The sequence below is a fragment of the Candidatus Pelagibacter sp. Uisw_090 genome (assembly GCF_047717845.1).
Classification (GTDB): domain Bacteria; phylum Pseudomonadota; class Alphaproteobacteria; order Pelagibacterales; family Pelagibacteraceae; genus Pelagibacter.
Window position 1 is genome coordinate 640,434 of the sequence record NZ_CP159810.1, and the last position, 20,082, is coordinate 660,515.

Genomic DNA, 20,082 nt, shown 5'->3' on the forward strand with positions numbered 1-20,082 from the left:
AGTGTAGTGATCTCATTAAAAAAATAATTCATTCCATGTAATTGTGTATTTTCTGAAGGCTTTAAATTCATATTTAAGTCAAATCATCAATTTTACTTAATACAATCTCGTCATTGAATTCAATGGGTAGATTTGAATCGATTTTCATATATTTTTTAGGGTTTCTTCTTAAAATTTTTAAGAATCCTTTTTGAACCTTGTCATAAAAATTACTATTAAATTGATCATATCTATTTAAATTTTTTCTACTTAATAGTCTATTCTTCATATTTTTTTGATTAACAGTGCATAAAAAAGTAAAGTTTATATTTATGTCCTTTAATAAAAAATCATTAATGTTTTTAATAAATTTAAGATTTACTCCCATCCCATAATGTTGATAAGCAATTGTTGAATCTGTAAATCTATCAATTAATATAATCTTTTTACCATTATTTTTTTTTATTAATTCAATATTTTCACTTCTTGCAGATAAATATAGTAATAAATCAGTATGATTATTAAATGTAGATTTATTGCTTAATATAAGTTTTCTTATTTTTTCAGCGTTCTTGCTACCACCTGGTTCTCTAATTTGAATAAATTTTTTATTATTTTTTTTTAAATATTTAGCAACATTGTTTATATGATGAGATTTACCTGTTCCCTCAATCCCCTCAAATACTATAATTGATTTTTTAGACATCACCCCAAATCAAAAAATTAATTGATTTCATCAATCTAGAAAATACATTTAATTTTTTAACATCCTCAAAAGCAAATAAATCATACTCTTTTATAAGTTTATCTTTATAAACAATCTTTAACTTACCAAGAATATCATCTTTTTTAATTGGAGCTTGAATAGGTCCACTGTAAACAACCGATACTTTTAATTCTCTTTTACGTGATTTTGGAATAGTTTTATAAATATCTTTTTTTACGTAAGCACCTACTGTGGCCTTTTTTCCAAGCCAAACCTCAACATCTTCTACTGGTATTTCTGCTTTTGCAATTTCAATCAAATCAAAACTAGTTAAACCCCATGTTAATAATTTAGCGCTTTCTCTAGATCTATCATTTTTAGTGTTAAATCCACTTGCAACAGCTATTAATCTTCTTCCATTTCTATAGACAGATGATGCTAAAGAATATTTTTCAACTGCTAAATAACCTGTTTTAATTCCATCAGCACCAAGACTTTTGTATAAAAGTGGATTTCTATTTCCTTGAGTAATTGGATCACCACCAGTTCTACTCCAAGTGAATTCTTTTTCTGAAAAATATTTATATTCTTCTGGAAATTCTTTAATAAGATAATTTGACATGATCATAACATCTCTAACTGTCGATACATTGTTAGTATCATTAATCCCTGAAGAGTTAGCAAAATTTGTATTTTCCATACCAATTTCTTTAGCTTTAGCTGTCATCATAACAGCAAATTCATCTTCAGTTCCTGCTATACCCTCTGCTAAAGCCACACAGGCATCATTGCCAGAAGCAACTATTATCCCTTTAAGTAAATTTTCAACACTTACCTCATCACCAACCATAATAAACATTGAAGAGTAACCAGCTGAAGATAATCTCCAAGCATTCTCAGAAATTAAAAATTTTTCATCTAAATTAAGGTCACCACCTCTTATTAGGTCAAAAGCAATAATAGCAGTCATAATCTTTGTCATAGATGCTGGGTATATAGATTTGTCCGGGTCTTTTTCGTATAATATTTCACCGGAGAGGAAATCTTGTAGTATTGCAGTTCTTGCTTTTATTTCAAATGCTGCATACGAATTAAAAGTTAATAGTATTGTTATTAATATTGTTAAGAATTTTATTTTAATCATTTTTTATAATTTCTAAGTTTTCAAATTCTAATATGCTTATATCATTATATGATTTTTGTAGAGAATTAATGTTGCTAAAAGGCCCCAAAAATACTCTATATTTTTTATCTGAAATTTTTTTAATTTTAGGATTTTTAATTAAACTTTCAATCTTGATTCTATTTAACATCATTATGGCTGTATCATTAAAGTAAAAATCAGCAATTTTTATTATATAAGAAAATCTTATAATAGAATTTTTTTTATTACTTTTTTCATTATTTTTTTTATCTACTTTAAGATCACTAATGGTTATGTTATTAACTGGCGCTTTAACTGCAACATTTTTTTCCTCAGCATAAGTTTTTGCTTTTCGAGATATAAAAATTGAATTTTCAAGTATCTCTAAAATTTCGACATAGGGTTGTTTGATATCTAGATCTAATTCTTCAGCTATTCTTGAGGATAATACAGCATTATTAAAAGAAGGATATTTAGAATTTTTTCCTACAATTGCTATTAAAGATTTATTATTTAGAATATTTGTAATTTTAACATGTGTATTAACTTTTAAAGATTTTTGAAAGATTGTTAAACTACGTTCATCAATCTTTTTATTAACTATTTTTTGTTTATAGAGTTCCTCATTATACACCAGTGCAAACCCTTTATTTGAATAACCTTTAGTCAAAGTTGTACTAGAGTTTTTTTTAACCGAAATATTTGTGTTACAATTTGATAAAAATATAAAAATAAATATAAATAAGATATTCTTATAAAGCATTTTCAAATTTACCTTTCAATGTGCATACTGCCAAACCAAATCTTAAAGATCTATTCCATTGAAGAATTTTTTCATAATTTTCAAAAACTATATAAGCTGGCTCTAAATTTTCTGCATTCGGTATAATATCTTTATCTGGAGTGATGATGGCACCAATTAAATCTTTATCAATTAAGTAACTCTCTTTGTCTTCTACGTATTGCTTTAGAACTTTAAATTTATTTTTATTATGCAATTTCTTTGCAGAAGTATTTAATAATTTTTTGGGTACATTTTTAGTTAAATTTACTTTTACGAAACATGGTTGATTTTTTTTCCAACCAATTTTATTTATATAGTTAGCAGCAGATGCAAAAGAATCTTTTATTGATTTTAGTTCAATAATATCATTTTTATCATAATCTAATGCATATTTTTCTATCGTTGATGGCATAAACTGAAAATAGCCAAAAGCACCAGCCCAAGATCCATATAATATGTTGTGATCAATTTTTTCAGATTCAATCAGTTGGAGGATTGTGATAAGTTCCTTTGTGAAAAATTCTGACCTTCTTTCATCAAAACTCAATGTTGCTAATGATGATAGAATATCCATTTTACCAACATATGTTCCAAAATTTGTTTCTATACCCATTAATGCTAGTAATAAATTCTTTTCTACTGAAAATTTATTATCAATAGAGTTTATGAAACTTTCATTTGAGTTGTATAGTTTTTTTCCTTGTTTAACTTTTTGATTAGATGATCTCTTAGATATGTAAGTTTTTGTATCCTCATAAAATTCTGGTTGAAAACGGTCATACTTTATAACTTTAGGTAAAAAAACAACATCTGACATTGCCATATTAAAAGTTAATTCAGATATATTGTTTTTTAAAGCATAGACTTTAAAATTTTTTAACCAATTGTTAAATGAATCATCGTTTGCATATAAAGTACTATTAGTGAAGAATAAAAATAAAATTATAAAATATCTAATCATTTTCATATAAATCTTTTAAATAAATAAATACAGCAATCCAGATTAAAATGAAACTTACTAACTTTGTGAATGAAAAAGGCTCATTATAATAAAAAAAACCCAGTATAAATTGAAAAGTAGGTGTAATGTAGAATATCATACCAGTTGGACCAAGCCCACATAGCTCAACACCCCTAACATATAAAAATAGAGGTATTACCGTCATTGGCCCAGCTAACAATAATAAAAACATTAATGATGGATTTAAAAAAGTAAAATCATTTAATCCTTCTTGAACAATTAGATAAAAAGCGACTAGAGCAAATGGTAAAATAAAAAGACTTTCAATTAAAAGACCAACATCAGTATCTACATTTATTTTTTTTCTTAGTAAGTTATAAAAGCCCCAACTTAGAGCAACAGCTAATCCTACCCAAGGTATAGCTTTAAAATTAGTAAAAATTAAAAAGATTATTGAAATTAAAACTAATATAATTGATATCATTCTTTTATTGTTTAATTTTTCCTTAAAAAAAACAAAACCCAAAAAAACACTTAATATAGGCATTATAAAGTAACCAAAACTTGCATCTATAATTTGATTATTTGATATAGCATAAATCCAAACAGCCCAATTTGTAAATATCAATAACCCTGAAAAAAAAAGTGTTATTAAATTTTTAGAATTCTTAACAATATGAAAAAAAATTTTCCATTTTGAAAAATAAAAAGTTGATAATAACAATGTTAAAGAGGTCCAAACGGCTCTATGTATTACAACCTCAATATAACCCGCAAAAGATATATATTTAAAATAAATTACACCCAACACACCCCACCAAAATGAACCTAAGGCTGTTAGTGTAAGTCCTTTATTAAAGTCGTTATTTTTCATTAAATTAAAAGAATGAGGATATAATTCATTAATTGAGTAATTTGTCTATTTTATTGTTGAATTAATAAATTATAATTATAAAACCTCACTAACGGAGAGATGGCAGAGCGGTTGAATGCACCGGTCTTGAAAACCGGCAAAGGGGCAACTCTTTCCTGAGTTCGAATCTCAGTCTCTCCGCCACTACTCACCAACATAATTATAATTTTTAAATAATTCGGTAACTTTATTGGACTTAATTTCAATTGTCAGTTCCAAACCTTGATTAAGTTTGTAAAGATTTTCGTCATCACAATTTAACAAGTCACATAATAAAATTAACTCTTCATTTATTAGTTGATCTATATATTTTTTAGTAAAAGCACCCAATAACTTATCCATTTCCTTCGTGCCCCTATAATTTGCACGATACATAATTTTATTTTTCAAATCCTTTATATGCATGATCTTGAATTTTATTATATTGTATTTATCATGAAAAATAAGAATAATTATGATTATTTATTAGCAGACCTGACTAAATTAAATGGTGTGGGTAAAAAAACCATGGAAATTTTAAAGAAAAAGAAAGTTAATAATATTTTCGATTTATTATGGAGGTTGCCCAAGTCATACACAGATAGAACTTTAGTAAGTAGAATTTGCGATCTTCAAATTGGTGTAATTCAAACAATCAGAATAATTCCATTAAAGTATCAATTTCCTAGAGTTAGAAATTTACCAAATAGAGTTAATTGCCTTGATGAAACTGGAAAAATTGATTGTATATTTTTTAATAGTCATGAAGGTTATGTGCGAAAGATTTTACCTTTAAATGAAGAGGTAACAATTAGTGGGAAGATAGGTAATTATAAAGGACGATACCAAATAACAAATCCTACCTATATCTCACAAGATAGTTCATTAATAGAAACGGTAGATAACAAGTATTCACTAACAGAAGGGATTACTGAAAAAACTTATAATAAAATTATTAACCAAATTCTAAAAAATTTACCTCTATTAAATGAATGGCACGATAAAGAAGTATTAAAAAAATTTGACAATGAAAGCTGGAATGAAGCAATAATTAAATTACACGATCCAACAAATATAGAAAATTATAAAGCAAATTTTTATAAAAGACTTGCTTACGATGAAATATTAGCATCATTTTTAGTTAACTCCGAAATTAGAAAAAAAATTAAAAAAATTAAAAAAGTTTCGAAAAAATTTACTAAACAAGCCCATAATAATATTGTTAATAAATTAAATTTTAACCTTACTAATGATCAAAAATTATCATTAGAGGATATTAATAAAGATCTAAATTCTAAAAGTAAAATGTTTAGACTTTTGCAAGGTGACGTAGGTAGCGGAAAAACTATTGTTGCTTTGATTTCTTCATTAAGCGTTATTAGTTCGGGTTTCCAAGTTGCACTAATGGCACCTACTGAAATATTAGCTAGACAGCACTACACATTAGCAAAAAAATTATTTCCCAAAGATATTAGCATTGAATTGCTTTCAAGCAAAAATGAAAATATTGAAAAAAAGAGAATTGTTAAGGAATTAGAAAATAATAAGATTCATATGGTTTTTGGTACTCATGCAATATTCCAAAAAAAAATAATTTTTGCAAATTTAGGTTACATTATAATTGATGAACAGCATAAATTTGGTGTAAGGCAAAGAAAACTTCTGTCTGACAAAGGTGGCGATAATTGTGATGTTCTATTAATGTCAGCAACACCAATACCAAGAACCTTAACTATGTCTGTTTATGGTGATATGGATGTTTCTATTATTAGGGAAAAACCAAGCAATAGGAAGGAAGTTAAAACTTATAGTAAATTAGAAAGTAAAATAGATGATGTAATTAAATTTGTTAAAAAAGAAATTAAAGATGGAAATCAAATTTTTTGGGTATGTCCATTAATAGAGGAATCTAAAAAATTAGACCATCAGTCATCAGTTAATAAATTTAAATCCCTTAACAAACTATTCCCAAATAACGTTGCTTTACTTCATGGAAAAATTGAGAATGAAGAAAAAGAAGTGATATTAAATAAATTCTTAAATAAAGAATATTCAATTTTAGTTTCAACAACAATAATAGAGGTTGGTATCGATTTTCCTAACGCTAATGTGATTATAATAGAGAATGCTAATAAGTTTGGGTTGTCACAACTACATCAATTGAGAGGAAGAGTTGGGCGTGGTACTAAACAAGCTAGCTGTATATTGATGTTTAAATCTAATTTAAGTGTTAATGCCAAAAAAAGAATTAATATTTTAAAGAATTCAAATGATGGATTTGAAATTTCTGAGGAAGATATGAAGTTAAGAGGTTTTGGTGATTTACTTGGATTTAAACAAAGTGGAGTTAAAAATTTTAGATTAGCTGACCCTATTCAAAATGAAGACTTATTTTTGATGGCAGAGAAACAAATTAAAAAGATCGAATTAGAAAATATCAATATTGACAAATATAGAGCGTTACTTAAATTATATGATCAGGCAGATATAATTAATGATATGGTTTAATTTTTAGGTACAGAGGTTCCTGCCGAAACTATAAACTTTGACGCTTCTTCAAAAGTCATATCCAAATAAAGTAAATCTTCTTTTGGTATCATTAGTAAAAAACCACTTGTTGGATTTGGTGTTGTTGGAACAAAAACATTTACAAGATTTTTATTAGTTTTATTTTTAATTTCACCAGTATTCTCTTTGGTTGCAAACCCTACTGCCCAAGAACCTTTTCTTGGATATTCTAATAATACTACACTTTTTTTATTGCCTTCTTGGTTTCTAAAAGATTCAGTCATTTGACCAATAGCTGAGTAAATCGTTCTTAATATAGGTATTCTTTTAAAAAGATCATCGACTATTTGTAAAAACTTTTTTCCTAAAAAGGATAAAGAAAGTCCGCCAACAATTGTTATAAATATAATGGTTAAAATTATCTCTACACCTGGAATGCTATAAGGGAGATAAGTGTTAGGATTAAGACCTGATGGAACTAATTTTGCTGAAAAATTGATTAAGAATTTACTTAAGTAAAGTGTGAACCCAATTGGAATTAAAACAATAACACCAGTAAAAAAGTAGTTTCTTAATTTCAAAGCAATTGATTTTTTATTTTTACTAGGCATAAATAATTTACTGATAACTTGAATAAATAACAAATAAAATTGCTATAATAAAAATAGTCGCTAAAATTTTATTGTTTAAATTCATATAAGTTTATAGTTATATAAATATCAAAAATTTATTAAAATGAATAGAAGAAAATTTTTAAACTATATAGGCTGTGGTTGTTGCGGTGTTGTAATTAATGGATGCTCTACAGCTCCTATTACTGACAGAAGACAATTTAAAATTATACCTGAGTCTAAACTGAATGCACAAGCAGCACAAATATACGAAAAAGTTAAAGATAAAGAGAAAATGAGTGAAGACATAAATTCACTAAATGAAATTAAAGATATAGGAAAAAGAATGGAAGCATCAATTTCTGAATATTTTTACAGAGTAGGAAAAGATGATCCAACTACAAATTTTGATTGGGAATACATATTAATAGATAATAAAAAAGTTAAAAATGCTTGGTGTATGCCAGGTGGAAAAATTGCCATCTATACTGGAATATTAGATATAACAAAAAATACAAACGGCTTAGCTTCAGTGATGGGACATGAAATCGCTCATGCTGTAGCTAAACATTCTATAGAAAGGGCTAGCAGAGGTGTTCTTTTGCAAACCGGCACATCATTAATTGATATTTTTACTGGGGGTAAATTAAGTAAAATAAATCAAGCAACCGGAATGAATACTATAGGACTGCTTTCTCAAATGGGAATTATGAATCCTTTTTCTAGAACTCAAGAAAGTGAAGCAGATTATTTGGGAATGATTTTCGCATCATTGTCAGGTTTTGATATTCGTGAAACAAAAAGACTGTGGGAACGAATGAAAGAAAGCAATAAAGGAAAAGAACTGCCTCAATTCATGAGTACTCATCCCTCTTCGTCCAAAAGAATTAAAGATTTAAAAGAATGGGAAAATAACGTTATTTTAGATTATCCACCTATTACAACTAGTTAAATTATTAAGAGATTTTTAATGGTGAGCCCTGATGGACTCGAACCATCGACCCATTCCTTAAAAGGGAATTGCTCTACCAACTGAGCTAAGGGCCCACATAGAAACTAAATAAGTCGAGATTAACGTTTTTTTTTATTTAATTTTAAAAAAAAACTTTTGGTGAAGCCTTCTTTAAAATTTTTAAATTTCTTTACACTTAAAAATTTAAACAATAAAAAAATATCTAAAATTAAATAATTTTTATTACCAAAAAACAATTATTTATTCCATAACTTGGGTAATTGCAAATATTTAAATTACAACTTATCAATGTATTCGTCGTGAAATTTATTAAATGTTCCTTTTTTGATATTTTCTCTGATTGAAGACATTAATTCTTGATAAAAATTGATATTATGAAGAGTAAGTAGTGTTGAGCCTAAAATTTCATTTGTATTAAAAAGATGATTTAAATAACTTTTGGAATACTTATTTAGATTTAAATTAGAGCAATTATTATCTAATGGTTCATTGTCGCTTTTAAATTTATTATTTTTGATATTTAAACGTCCATTCCAAGTGAAAGCTAAACCTGTTCTGCCCGATCTTGTTGGCATTACACAATCAAACATATCAATACCCCTCTTAACAGCACCTAAAATATCAGCAGGTGTGCCAACACCCATTAAATATCTTGGTTTATCTTCTGGCATTGCTTCCTTAATATCATCCAATACATTAAACATTTCATTTTGAGTCTCACCAACAGCTAATCCTCCTATAGCATAACCATCAAAGCTAATTTTTGTTAATGCATTAAGCGATTTAATTCTTAGGTCTTTAAATAAACCTCCCTGAACTATCCCAAATAATCCTTTGTGCGGATTTGATCCAAAAGCAACTTTAGATCTTTCTGCCCAATATATAGATAACTCCATTGATTTATTAATAACCTTGTAGTCTGTAGTTTTTTTAGGACATTCATCCATGATCATTACTATGTCGGAATCTAAACCCTTTTGAACTCTTATACTTTCTTCAGGACTTAATACAAATTTCTTACCATCAACATGGGAATTAAAAATTGCTCCTTTTTCTCTATCTATTTTGTTTAATTTTGAAAGAGACATGACTTGAAATCCACCCGAATCTGTGAGTATAGGAAGTTTACAATTCATAAACTTATGTAGACCACCAGCTGAAATTATTCTATCAACACCAGGTCTAATCATTAAGTGATACGTATTAGATAAAATTATTTCAGAACCAGTTTTAATAACATCATCAATTAAACAAGCTTTAACTGTCGCTTGAGTTCCAACAGGCATAAAAGCAGGAGTCTGAATATTACCTCTGCGAGTTTCAATTAGTCCAGCTCTAGCGAACTTATCTTTCTCAAAGACATTAAATTTGAAGTCTTTTAATGCCATAAGTGTATTTGGATACTATTTGAAACTAATAATTTTATCTGGTTCAGAAACTGATCCGTTATTGTTTTGATCACCTCTTTTAATTTTATCAACTAACTCCATACCCTCAATAACTTTACCAAATACAGTATATTGCCTATCTAGAAATGATGCTTCTTTAAAGCAGATAAAAAATTGGCTATTAGCACTATTTGGATCCTGTGATCTTGCCATAGATAAAGTTCCTCTTTCATGAGGTAGATCGCTAAATTCTTCCTTAAGATCGGGTAAATCAGATCCACCCATGCCAGCTCTTTTTAGATCAAACTCATCATTTAAAGAGTTACCAAATTTAACATCACCAGTTTGAGCCATGAAGCCATCTATCACTCTATGAAATACGACACCATCATATTTACCATCCTGTGCAAGCTTCTTAATTCTTTTAACATGATTAGGTGCAACCTTATCAAATAGTTCAATTTTTATGTCACCATCTTTCAGTTTTAAAATCATTATATTCTCCTTTGCTATTGTATTGTTAGTTAGTATAAAAAATAAAATTAAGAATTTTGTTATAAATTTATTCATATTTTTCTTTTAAAGACTTTATTGTACTTTTTGTAGTAAATTTTTTAATATCCCCCTTCAATCTAACTATTTCTTTTACAAATCTTGATGAAATAATTTGATTTTCAACATCTGACATTAAAAAAATTGTTTCTATATTGTTACTCAATTTTCTATTCATTCCTGCTAATTGAAACTCATATTCAAAGTCAGATACGGCTCTTAAACCTCTTAAAATGATGTTGGATTTATATTTTTTACATAAATCAGTTGTTAAGGATGTAAAAGAGACAACTTCAATTTTTTTCCTATCTAATTCTAAATCATAAAAAAGTGCTTTTTTAATTATTTCAATTCTTTCGATTGAGTTAAAAAGGTAATTTTTATTAGTGCCTTCGGATGCAGCAACAATAACTTTATCGAATAGTTTTAAAGCTTTTTTAATAACGTCGATATGACCAAAAGTAATTGGGTCAAATGTACCGGGATATACGGCTACTTTTTTCATTAAGCCAAGTTATCATCGATTTTTATAGCCGAAACTACTTTTTCATCACCAGATAATTTAATAATCCTTACACCTTGAGTATTTCTACTGGCTGTTCTAATTTCTTTAACAGCAATTCTTATTACTCTACCTTTGTTGGTGGATATCATTACTTCATCATTCTCAAATACTGGGAATGAAGAACATGTATTACCATTTCTTGGAGAATTAATTATACCAATAATGCCCTTGCCACCCCTATTAGTAACTCTGTAATCGAAATGAGAAGTTTTCTTTCCATAGCCATTTTCTGTAATAGACAATATAAATCGATCTTTTTTTCCTAAATCAGATTGTGAGGCTTTAATATTTTTTTTTCCTTTTTCTTGATTTACAATAGATAGTGAAACTATTTCGTCATTAGGTGCTAACTCTATGCCTTTAATACCTTTTGAAGATCTTCCTTTAAACACTCTGAGTTTTTTTGATTCAAATCTAATACATTTGCCATTTTTAGTGCTTAACATAATGTCTTGATCATCTTTACAAATTTCAACACCAACAATTTTATCATTAGGGTCAAGCTTCATTGCGATTTTTCCTGCTGAATTAATTGATGAAAAATCCTCAAGATTATTTTTTCTAACTTTTCCTTTTGCTGTAGCAAATACAATTTGTAAATTCTTCCAATCACTCTCATCTTCTGGAAACGGCATTATAGAACTAATTGATTGATGACTTTTTAAAGGTAAAATATTGAATAAAGATTTACCTTTAGATGTAGTAGATCCCTCTGGAATTTTCCATGCTTTAATTTTATAAACAAGGCCTTCTGTTGAAAAGAAAAGAACAGCGGTATGGGTGTTAACAGATAATGTTTGCACTACAGAATCCTCATCTCTTGTGGTGATACCAGATTTTCCTTTTCCACCTCTTTTTTGCTGTTTTAAATTACTTAAGGCACCTCTTTTAATGTATCCTTGAAAAGTTACAGTAATAATTACCGATTCTTTTTGAATAGTTTCTTCGATATCATAATTTAATATTGCATCAATAATTTTAGTTCTTCTTGGTACGGCAAATTTTTCTTTAATAGTTTTTAACTCTTCACTGATAACTTTCAGAAGCTCTTTTTTAGAATTAATAATCTTTTTATACCCTTTAATTAAGTCTGCTAATTTCTTTATTTCAACTTCTATTTCATTAATACCTAATGCCGTTAATTTTTGAAGTCTAAGTTCTAAAATTGCTACAACTTGTGGGTCAGAAAGTGAGTATAAATTTTTACCCTTTTTTTCTTCTACTAATGAAATTAATTTTAAAGATTTGTTAATTTTCCATTTTGTGGACAATAAAGATTTTTTTGCATCATCTGGAGTTTTTGATGATCTAATAATTTTTATAATTTTATCTAAATTTTCAACAGATACAGAAAGTCCAATTAATATATGGGCTCTATCTTCTGCTTTTTTAAGATCAAATTTAGTTTTCTTAATTACGACATCTTCACGGAATGATAAAAAATAGGTTAAAAAATCTTTTAAGTTACAAATTTTCGGTTTTCCATCAACGATTGCAAGTGTATTAAAACCAAATGAACTTTCTATAGATGTGTTTTTATAAAGTTGTCTTTTAATTGTTTCGGGCTCAACACCATTTCTTAAATCAATAGCAACTCTAATACCTTCTCTATTAGATTCATCTCTTATATCTTTAATACCTTCAATTTTTTTCTCTCTTACTAATTGGGCAATTCTTTCATTTAAAACTGATTTATTAACCTGATATGGAACTGAGGTAATAACAAGTCTTTCTCTACCATTTTTTTGAGGCTCGACACTAATTTCGCCTCTAATTTTAAAAGAGCCACGACCCACATTGTAACCTGCTTTAATAATATCTTTTCCAATAATAACTCCACCTGTTGGAAAATCTGGACCTGGTATATGCTTCATTAAATCTTTAATTTTAAGGTCTTTATTTTCAATTAAAGCTAAAGTTCCATCTATAATTTCCCCTAAATTATGTGGAGGAATACTTGTTGCCATTCCGACAGCTATACCGCCAGCTCCATTTACCAGTAAGTTAGGATATTGTGCTGGCAAAACAGTAGGTTCTTTTTCTGTTTCATCATAGTTACTTTTATATTCAATCGTATTTTTTTCAATGTCATCAATTAAGTATTGAGAAACCTTGGCCAATCTTGTTTCAGTGTATCTCATTGCGGCTGCAGGGTCACCATCTATAGAGCCAAAGTTACCTTGACCTTGAACTAATGGTAAACTCATTGAAAAATCTTGAACCATACGAACAAGAGCATCATAAACAGATTGGTCACCATGTGGGTGATACTTACCAATAACGTCACCGACTATCCTTGCAGATTTTCTAAATTGTTTTGACCAATCATAACCACCTTTATACATGGCAAATAAAATTCTTCTATGAACAGGTTTTAATCCATCTCTTACGTCAGGAAGTGCCCTACTAACAATTACACTCATAGCATAAGATAAGTAAGACGCACTCATCTCATCATGCATTGAAATGAGTTTTATATTTTTATCTTTAGGAATTTCTGTATCTTTCATAGAAACTAGAATGGAATTTCGTCATCCATATCATTTGAAGCTTGAGGACTATCTTCAAAATTATTTACAGGTGTTTGAGTGTTATCATTTTGAATACCACCACCACTTGTGTTTCCGCCACCCAACATGGTAAGTGAAGAATTATATCCTTGAATTACAATCTCTGTTGAGTATTTGTCTTGGCCAGATTGTTCGTCTTTCCATTTTCTTGTAGTTATTTGACCTTCAACATAAATTTGTGCACCTTTTTTTAAATATTGCTGAACAACATTTACTAAACCATCATTGAATACAACTATACGGTGCCATTCTGTTTTTTCTTTTTTTTCACCAGTAGTTTTATCTTTCCAAGATTGGCTTGTAGCTAAACTTAATCTGGCAACATTTTTGCCATTTACCATTTGTTTGATTTCAGGGTCTGCGCCTAAACGCCCAATTAATAATACTTTATTTAAACTTCCAGCCATAATATTTATACGTGTTTATTTATTTATTTAATTTTATATCACAATATAAACTCAATATTAATTTTATTAATTTAAAGCAACTAAAATTATGATCAAAAAGATAGTTATTAAGGGTGCAAAAGAACATAATTTAAAGAATGTTTCTGTAGAAATACCGAAAGATCAATTTGTTGTAATTACTGGTCTTTCTGGTTCAGGAAAATCTTCATTAGCATTTGATACTATCTATGCTGAAGGACAAAGAAGATATGTTGAAAGTTTATCAGCATATGCACGTCAATTTTTAGATAAAATGAAAAAACCAAATGTTGATCTTATCGAGGGATTAAGTCCAGCCATAGCCATAGAGCAAAAAAATACATCTAAAAATCCAAGGTCAACTGTTGCAACAGTTACGGAAATTTATGACTACATGAGAGTATTGTATGCAAGGGCTGGTGTGCCCTACTCTCCATTCACAGGAAAACCAATAACATCACAAACAATAACTCAGATTGTAGACTTAATAAAAAAGTTACCTAAAAAAGCTACTATATATGTTTACGCTCCAGTTGTTCGTGGGCGTAAGGGTGAGTATAGAAAGGATATTTTGAGTTATAAAAGAAGAGGTTTTAGAAAGATTAAAATTGATGAAGTTCTTTATGAGATAGATAAAGCACCTAATTTAGATAAAAAACTTAAACATGATATATCTGTCTTAGTTGATAGAATTGTTTTGAATTCTAATCTAGGTAATAGACTTGCTGAAAGTATTGAAACAGCTGTAAATTTATCAAATGGATTAGTATTTGTTGAGTATGAAGATGAAACATTGCCACAAAAATTTAGAAAAATTGAAAAATTAATTTACTCTACAAAATTTGCATGTCCAGAAAGTGGTTTTACAATTGAAGAGATTGAGCCAAGACTTTTTTCTTTTAATAGTCCTTACGGAGCGTGCGCAGAATGTGAAGGTATAGGTATAAAATTAAATGTAGATCCAAATTTAGTAGTTCCTGATGAAAAAAAAAGTATAGCAGATGGTGCTGTTGAACCCTGGTCCAAATCAACAACACTATATTACGCTCAAACCTTAGCCTCCATTGCAAAACATTATGGCTTTTCTTTAGATGAAAGATGGAAAAAACTTCCAAAAAAATTTAGGGATGTAATTTTATTTGGATCAGACGAAGAAGAAATAAAATTTGTCTATGACGATGGATATGAAAAATACTCTCATAAAAAAACTTTTGAAGGTGTAATAAACAACCTAGAAAGAAGATTTCTTGAATCTGATAGTGAGTGGAAAAGAGAGGCGATAGCTGAATACCAATCTGATTCTGCTTGTGAAGGATGTGAGGGTAATAGATTAAAAGAAGAAGCCTTATGCGTTAAAATTGATGATCAAAATATAAGCGAGGTAACTAAAAAATCTATTTTAGATGCTGCTAATTGGTTTAAGAATCTAGAACAAAATCTTGATAAACGACAATTTAAGATAGCAGAACATATTTTAAAAGAAATTAATGAAAGACTAACGTTCCTTTTAAATGTTGGGCTTGAATATTTAACATTATCAAGAGAGTCAGGAACTCTTTCTGGAGGTGAGGCTCAAAGAATAAGACTTGCCTCGCAAATTGGTTCTGGATTAACAGGAGTATTATATGTTCTTGATGAACCTTCTATTGGATTGCATCAAAAAGATAATGTTAAATTAATAAATGCATTAAAAAGACTAAGAGATTTAGGTAACACTGTAATTGTTGTTGAGCATGATACAGAAACGATGGAAAAGGCAGATCATATAATAGATATGGGTCCAGAAGCCGGAACTAATGGTGGTGAAATAATTGCACAAGGTACTTATGATGAAATACTAAAAAATAAAAACAGTATTACTGGTCAATACTTATCTCATAAAAAGTATATAGAAATTCCAAGAACCAGAAGGCTTGCAAAAAATGGAAGATTTGTTGAAATTAATGGTGCTAGTGGAAATAATTTGAACAACGTTAATCTTAAAATTCCAACAGGAAGTTTTACTTGCGTAACTGGTGTTTCAGGTAGCGGTAAATCAACACTAATATTACAAACATTATATCATGCATTAAATTTAACCTTGAATAACAAAGCTAGAAAAGTCCCTAAAGAGTTTAAGAGTTATAAAGGTGTTGAGCTTATAGATAAAATAATTGATATAGATCAGTCTCCTATTGGAAGAACACCTAGATCAAACCCAGCAACTTATACAGGAGCTTTTGGCCCCATTAGAGATTGGTTTACAGCACTACCAGAGTCAAAAACAAGAGGATATAAGCCAGGCAGATTTTCTTTTAATGTTAAAGGTGGAAGATGTGAAGCTTGTGAAGGTGATGGTGTAATTACATACGAGATGCACTTCTTACCTGATGTTTATATCCAGTGTGATGAATGCAAGGGAACCAGGTACAATAGAGAAACTCTTGAGATAAAATTTAAAGATAAAAGTATTGCCGATGTATTGGATATGTCTGTAGACGAGGGATGTGAGTATTTCGAAAATATTTCAAATATTAAAACAAAACTATTAACACTAAAAAAAGTAGGCCTTGGGTATATAAAGATTGGACAGCAGGCAACAACACTATCTGGTGGTGAAGCTCAACGTATTAAATTAGCTAAGGAATTATCAAAAAGATCTACAGGAAGAACCATGTATATATTAGATGAACCAACAACGGGTCTTCATCAACATGATATTAAAAAACTATTAGAAATACTTCATACATTTGTAGCTCTAGGAAATACAGTTGTTGTTATTGAGCATAATTTGGATGTAATCAAAACAGCTGATTATATCGTTGATATGGGTCCTGAAGGTGGTGTCAAAGGTGGAAATATTATCGCAGAGGGCAAACCTGAGGATATTATCAAAATAAAAGGTAGTTATACTGGTGAATTCTTAAAACCCATGCTGGAAGAAAAATTTAAAAAGAAGTTAAAGATTTAAACAATTAGTGTATAAGTGATTCTTATTATGGGCAATTTACTATCATCACTTCCAAAAACTATTCACGCATCATTAGCTTTAGCAATAATTTTCTTTCTAGGGTTGTTTTATGGTAATGGTGGTTTTGATTTTGATACAATTTTTTGGAGTTGGTTAACAAGATTTATTCATGTAACAGTTGCTATAATGTGGATTGGTTTGCTTTGGTATTTTAACTTTGTACAAATTCCAAATATGCCAAAAATCCCTGACGAACAAAAACCTGCTATAGGTAAAGTTATTGCTCCAGCCGCATTGTTTTATTTTAGATACGCTGCATTACTGACAGTTCTGTCAGGATTAATTTTAGCTTATCTGAATGGTTATTTACACGATGCTATGACACTAGGTGGTGGTGGAAAAAATACAGCTATAGGTATTGGGATGTGGCTTGGTTTATATATGGCTTATAATGTTTGGTTTATAATTTGGCCAAATCAAAAAAGAGCACTAGGTATAGTTGAGTGTGAACCTGATGTTAAAGCAAAATCAGCAAGAACAGCAATGTTGTTTTCAAGAACAAATACTCTTTTATCGATACCAATGTTACTTTCAATGGTAGCAGCTCAAAATCTTTATTAAATCTACTCTGTATCTTCTTTTAAGATTGTTTTTTGTGAAACTCTAAGTTTTACAAGTATAGGATTAGCTATATAAATTGAAGAATAGGTTCCAAATATAACACCCATTATCATGGCTAAAGAAAAACCTTTTAATATTTCTCCACCGAATAAATAAATCGAAACTAAAGCAAGTAAAGTTGTGACTGATGTAATTATAGTTCTAGAAAGTGTTTCATTAATTGAGATATTTGTAAGTTCATAAATTTTAATATCAGAAAACTTTCTTAAATTTTCCCTAACTCTGTCATAAATAACAACAGTATCGTTCATTGAATAACCAACTATAGTTAAAACAGCAGCAACTATTGATAGATTTATTTCTAAACCAAATAGTGAGAAAAGACCTAGTGTTATAATGACATCATGGAATAAGGCTAAAATAGCACCTAAACTAAATTGCCATTCAAATCTTATCCATATGTAAAATAACATTGCAGCTAGAGATAGTGCTATTGCAATAATACCAGACTTTAATAATTCAGAGCTCACTTTAGGACCAACGTTTTCAACTCTTCTGAAATTAAAAGAACCTCCTATAGAAGATATTAATTCTTTTTTTATAATTTCAATAGCATTTGCGCTAGTGTCTTTCTTCTCAATCTTGATTAAAAAATCATTCTCATTTCCAAATTTTTTAACATTGAAGTCTCCTAAATTCATTTTACTAAATGAATTTCTTAATGATGTAACATTAACTTTTGTATCATTAGATCTTAATTCGATTAAAGTTCCACCTTTAAAATCTACACCAAAATTAAGGCCTTTAAAAAATAATAATAGAATAGATACTATAACTAAACTTAAAGATATGAGGTTAAATGGTTTGTAAAATTTATTAAAATTAATCATTTATATTAGTTTAACTTTCTCTTTATTTCTTACCACATAAAGGCTAGTAAGCATTCTTGCTATAAAATATACCGAAAATAGTGTGGTGAAAATTCCAACCGCTAAAGTTACAGAGAAACCTTTAACAGGACCAGATCCCATAAAAAATAAAATGATAGCAGCAATTAATGTTGTTATGTTTGCGTCTATTATTGCTGTTCTTGATTTAACATAACCAGTATCAAAGGCTATTATATTATTTTTTTCATTTTTACACTCTTCTTTAATTCTTTCAAAAATCAATACATTCGCATCAACGGCCATACCAACTGTTAAAATAATACCAGCTATCCCTGGAAGTGTTAATGTTGCCTCAAATAACGTTAAAATTCCTATTAAAAAAAATAAATTAACTAATAATGTTATGTTAGCTATTAAACCAAATATTTTGTATTTAAAAAACATAAAAATAATTACCAATAAGAAACCAATCATGAGTGCAATAACGCCGGCATTAATTGAGTCTTGACCAAGATCGGGCCCTACTGTTCTTTCTTCAATAATGTTAAGTGGTGCCGGTAAAGCTCCAGACCTTAATAATAAGGCTAAATCTGTTGCTGATTGAAAAGTAAAATTACCACTTATCTGACCATTTCCACTTGCTATTACACTCTGAATAACAGGGGCACTAACAATCTTGCCATCTAGAACAATTGCCAACTGTTTTCCAATCCCAGTACTCGTTGCTTTACCAAATCTTTTAGCACCAACTCTATCAAGGGTGAATGAAACCACTGTTTCGTTTGTTTGGTTGTTCATTTGTGGTTGAGCATCTAATAAATTCTCACCATTTAAAATTATTCTTTTATTTACCATTACTTCATTACTACCATCTTCGTATTGAAGTATTTCAGCTCCAAAAGTATCGTTATTATTTTGAGCAACAAATCTAAATGTTAAATTTGCAGTTTTACCCAAAAGTGATTTTATACGCATAGGATCATCTAGACCAGGTAGCTCTACAAGAATACGATTATTACCTCTTTTTAGTATATTCGGTTCATTAGTTCCGACTTCATCTACTCTTCTTCTAACTATTTCAAGGGCTTGATCTTGTGAAGATGTTTTAATCTCAATTAGTCCATATTTGGAAAGTGTTAATATAAATTCATGGTTTTGTATTGTTACATCAAACTGATGAGATTTATATTGGTTATAATAAGGATTAATTTCACTTTCTTTATCTAGGAAAAAATTTTCAACTATTTCGATATTGTCTTTGGATACACTAAATATTATTTTTTTATTTTGTATCCTCAAATCATTAAAGTTTATTTTCTTATCTTTTAGAAAATTTCTAATGACAGTGGTTGTGTTTTGTAATTTTTGAATTTCAACAGGTCCATTATCAATTTCAAGTAGTAAATATGAACCACCCTGTAAATCTAAACCTAGATTTATCTTTTTTGATATAAGACTATCTTCAGAATCCTGAAAATTAGATAAGGTAACAAAAATAAAAAAAAGTGTTACAAGAAAAACTAAGGTAATTCTTAATTTAGAAAAGTATAACACTTTAGTTAA

Annotated in this window: 18 protein-coding genes and 2 tRNA genes; 5 read left to right on the forward strand and 15 right to left on the reverse strand. The window is 28.8% G+C overall.

Annotated features, from left to right (window positions below):
* Positions 1-73 precede the first annotated feature (73 nt).
* From tmk to rarD, 5 genes are read right to left on the reverse strand one after another with little or no spacing between them, the layout of a single operon-like run.
* Positions 74-685 carry a dTMP kinase gene (gene tmk / locus ABXT58_RS03530; RefSeq protein ID WP_415304810.1) on the reverse strand — a complete coding sequence of 204 codons (612 nt, stop codon included), beginning with the start codon at positions 683-685 and terminating at the stop codon, positions 74-76.
* The gene (locus tag ABXT58_RS03535) at positions 678-1,829 is read right to left on the reverse strand and encodes a D-alanyl-D-alanine carboxypeptidase family protein (protein ID WP_415304812.1); all 1,152 of its coding nucleotides are present in this window, start codon (positions 1,827-1,829) and stop codon (positions 678-680) included. Before ABXT58_RS03535 ends, tmk begins: the two co-directional genes overlap by 8 nt.
* Entirely contained in the window at positions 1,822-2,592 is a 771-nt protein-coding gene (locus tag ABXT58_RS03540; protein WP_415304814.1) for a hypothetical protein, read from the reverse strand. Before ABXT58_RS03540 ends, ABXT58_RS03535 begins: the two co-directional genes overlap by 8 nt.
* On the reverse strand, positions 2,582-3,574 hold the full coding sequence (locus ABXT58_RS03545; RefSeq protein WP_415304815.1) for a lytic murein transglycosylase: 993 nt from the start codon (positions 3,572-3,574) through the stop codon (positions 2,582-2,584). Before ABXT58_RS03545 ends, ABXT58_RS03540 begins: the two co-directional genes overlap by 11 nt.
* Positions 3,567-4,448 carry an EamA family transporter RarD gene (rarD, locus tag ABXT58_RS03550; protein ID WP_415304817.1) on the reverse strand — a complete coding sequence of 294 codons (882 nt, stop codon included), beginning with the start codon at positions 4,446-4,448 and terminating at the stop codon, positions 3,567-3,569. Before rarD ends, ABXT58_RS03545 begins: the two co-directional genes overlap by 8 nt.
* A 93-nt stretch (positions 4,449-4,541) precedes the next feature.
* On the opposite strand from rarD, the gene ABXT58_RS03555 reads away from it, so the two are divergent.
* Positions 4,542-4,631: transfer RNA gene (locus ABXT58_RS03555), tRNA-Ser, on the forward strand.
* On the opposite strand, the gene ABXT58_RS03560 is transcribed toward ABXT58_RS03555, so the two are convergent.
* Positions 4,632-4,892 carry a succinate dehydrogenase assembly factor 2 gene (locus ABXT58_RS03560; RefSeq protein WP_415304819.1) on the reverse strand — a complete coding sequence of 87 codons (261 nt, stop codon included), beginning with the start codon at positions 4,890-4,892 and terminating at the stop codon, positions 4,632-4,634.
* A 30-nt stretch (positions 4,893-4,922) separates the two neighbouring features.
* On the opposite strand from ABXT58_RS03560, the gene ABXT58_RS03565 reads away from it, so the two are divergent.
* Positions 4,923-6,974 (forward strand): ATP-dependent DNA helicase RecG, encoded by a 2,052-nt coding sequence (locus ABXT58_RS03565; protein ID WP_415304821.1) that lies wholly within the window; start codon positions 4,923-4,925, stop codon positions 6,972-6,974.
* Here ABXT58_RS03565 and ABXT58_RS03570 read toward each other — a convergent pair.
* Positions 6,971-7,585, reverse strand: coding sequence for a DUF502 domain-containing protein (locus tag ABXT58_RS03570; protein WP_415304823.1), 615 nt, complete (start codon positions 7,583-7,585; stop codon positions 6,971-6,973). The two genes, ABXT58_RS03565 and ABXT58_RS03570, sit on opposite strands and share 4 nt — an antisense overlap.
* 124 nt (positions 7,586-7,709) lie before the next feature.
* Between ABXT58_RS03570 and ABXT58_RS03575 the strand changes: the two genes are divergently transcribed.
* Positions 7,710-8,537, forward strand: a complete 828-nt coding sequence (locus tag ABXT58_RS03575; RefSeq protein WP_415304825.1) for a M48 family metallopeptidase — start codon at positions 7,710-7,712, stop codon at positions 8,535-8,537.
* 19 nt (positions 8,538-8,556) lie between these two features.
* Here ABXT58_RS03575 and ABXT58_RS03580 read toward each other — a convergent pair.
* The 6 genes from ABXT58_RS03580 to ssb form a co-directional block, all read right to left on the reverse strand.
* Positions 8,557-8,632, reverse strand: a tRNA-Lys gene (locus ABXT58_RS03580).
* A gap of 201 nt (positions 8,633-8,833) precedes the next feature.
* The gene (gene tgt / locus ABXT58_RS03585) at positions 8,834-9,946 is read right to left on the reverse strand and encodes a tRNA guanosine(34) transglycosylase Tgt (protein WP_415304827.1); all 1,113 of its coding nucleotides are present in this window, start codon (positions 9,944-9,946) and stop codon (positions 8,834-8,836) included.
* A gap of 15 nt (positions 9,947-9,961) precedes the next feature.
* Positions 9,962-10,516, reverse strand: a complete 555-nt coding sequence (locus tag ABXT58_RS03590) for a peptidylprolyl isomerase (RefSeq protein ID WP_415304829.1) — start codon at positions 10,514-10,516, stop codon at positions 9,962-9,964.
* Positions 10,509-11,003 (reverse strand): pantetheine-phosphate adenylyltransferase, encoded by a 495-nt coding sequence (gene coaD / locus ABXT58_RS03595; protein ID WP_415304831.1) that lies wholly within the window; start codon positions 11,001-11,003, stop codon positions 10,509-10,511. The genes ABXT58_RS03590 and coaD overlap by 8 nt, the downstream gene beginning before the upstream one ends.
* The gene (gene gyrA, locus ABXT58_RS03600; protein ID WP_415304832.1) at positions 11,003-13,573 is read right to left on the reverse strand and encodes a DNA gyrase subunit A; all 2,571 of its coding nucleotides are present in this window, start codon (positions 13,571-13,573) and stop codon (positions 11,003-11,005) included. Before gyrA ends, coaD begins: the two co-directional genes overlap by 1 nt.
* A gap of 5 nt (positions 13,574-13,578) precedes the next feature.
* The gene (ssb, locus tag ABXT58_RS03605) at positions 13,579-14,040 is read right to left on the reverse strand and encodes a single-stranded DNA-binding protein (RefSeq protein ID WP_415304834.1); all 462 of its coding nucleotides are present in this window, start codon (positions 14,038-14,040) and stop codon (positions 13,579-13,581) included.
* Between the two features lie 88 nt (positions 14,041-14,128).
* On the opposite strand from ssb, the gene uvrA reads away from it, so the two are divergent.
* On the forward strand, positions 14,129-17,008 hold the full coding sequence (gene uvrA, locus ABXT58_RS03610) for an excinuclease ABC subunit UvrA (protein WP_415304836.1): 2,880 nt from the start codon (positions 14,129-14,131) through the stop codon (positions 17,006-17,008).
* A 27-nt stretch (positions 17,009-17,035) separates the two neighbouring features.
* Positions 17,036-17,629 (forward strand): urate hydroxylase PuuD, encoded by a 594-nt coding sequence (locus tag ABXT58_RS03615; protein WP_415304838.1) that lies wholly within the window; start codon positions 17,036-17,038, stop codon positions 17,627-17,629.
* Positions 17,630-17,631: 2 nt separating this feature from the next.
* Here the strand turns inward: ABXT58_RS03615 and secF are convergent, their stop codons facing one another.
* A complete protein-coding gene (secF, locus tag ABXT58_RS03620) occupies positions 17,632-18,519 on the reverse strand; it encodes a protein translocase subunit SecF (protein WP_415304840.1) in 888 nt (295 codons plus the stop codon).
* On the reverse strand, positions 18,520-20,073 hold the full coding sequence (gene secD, locus ABXT58_RS03625; protein ID WP_415304842.1) for a protein translocase subunit SecD: 1,554 nt from the start codon (positions 20,071-20,073) through the stop codon (positions 18,520-18,522).
* Positions 20,074-20,082 lie beyond the last annotated feature (9 nt).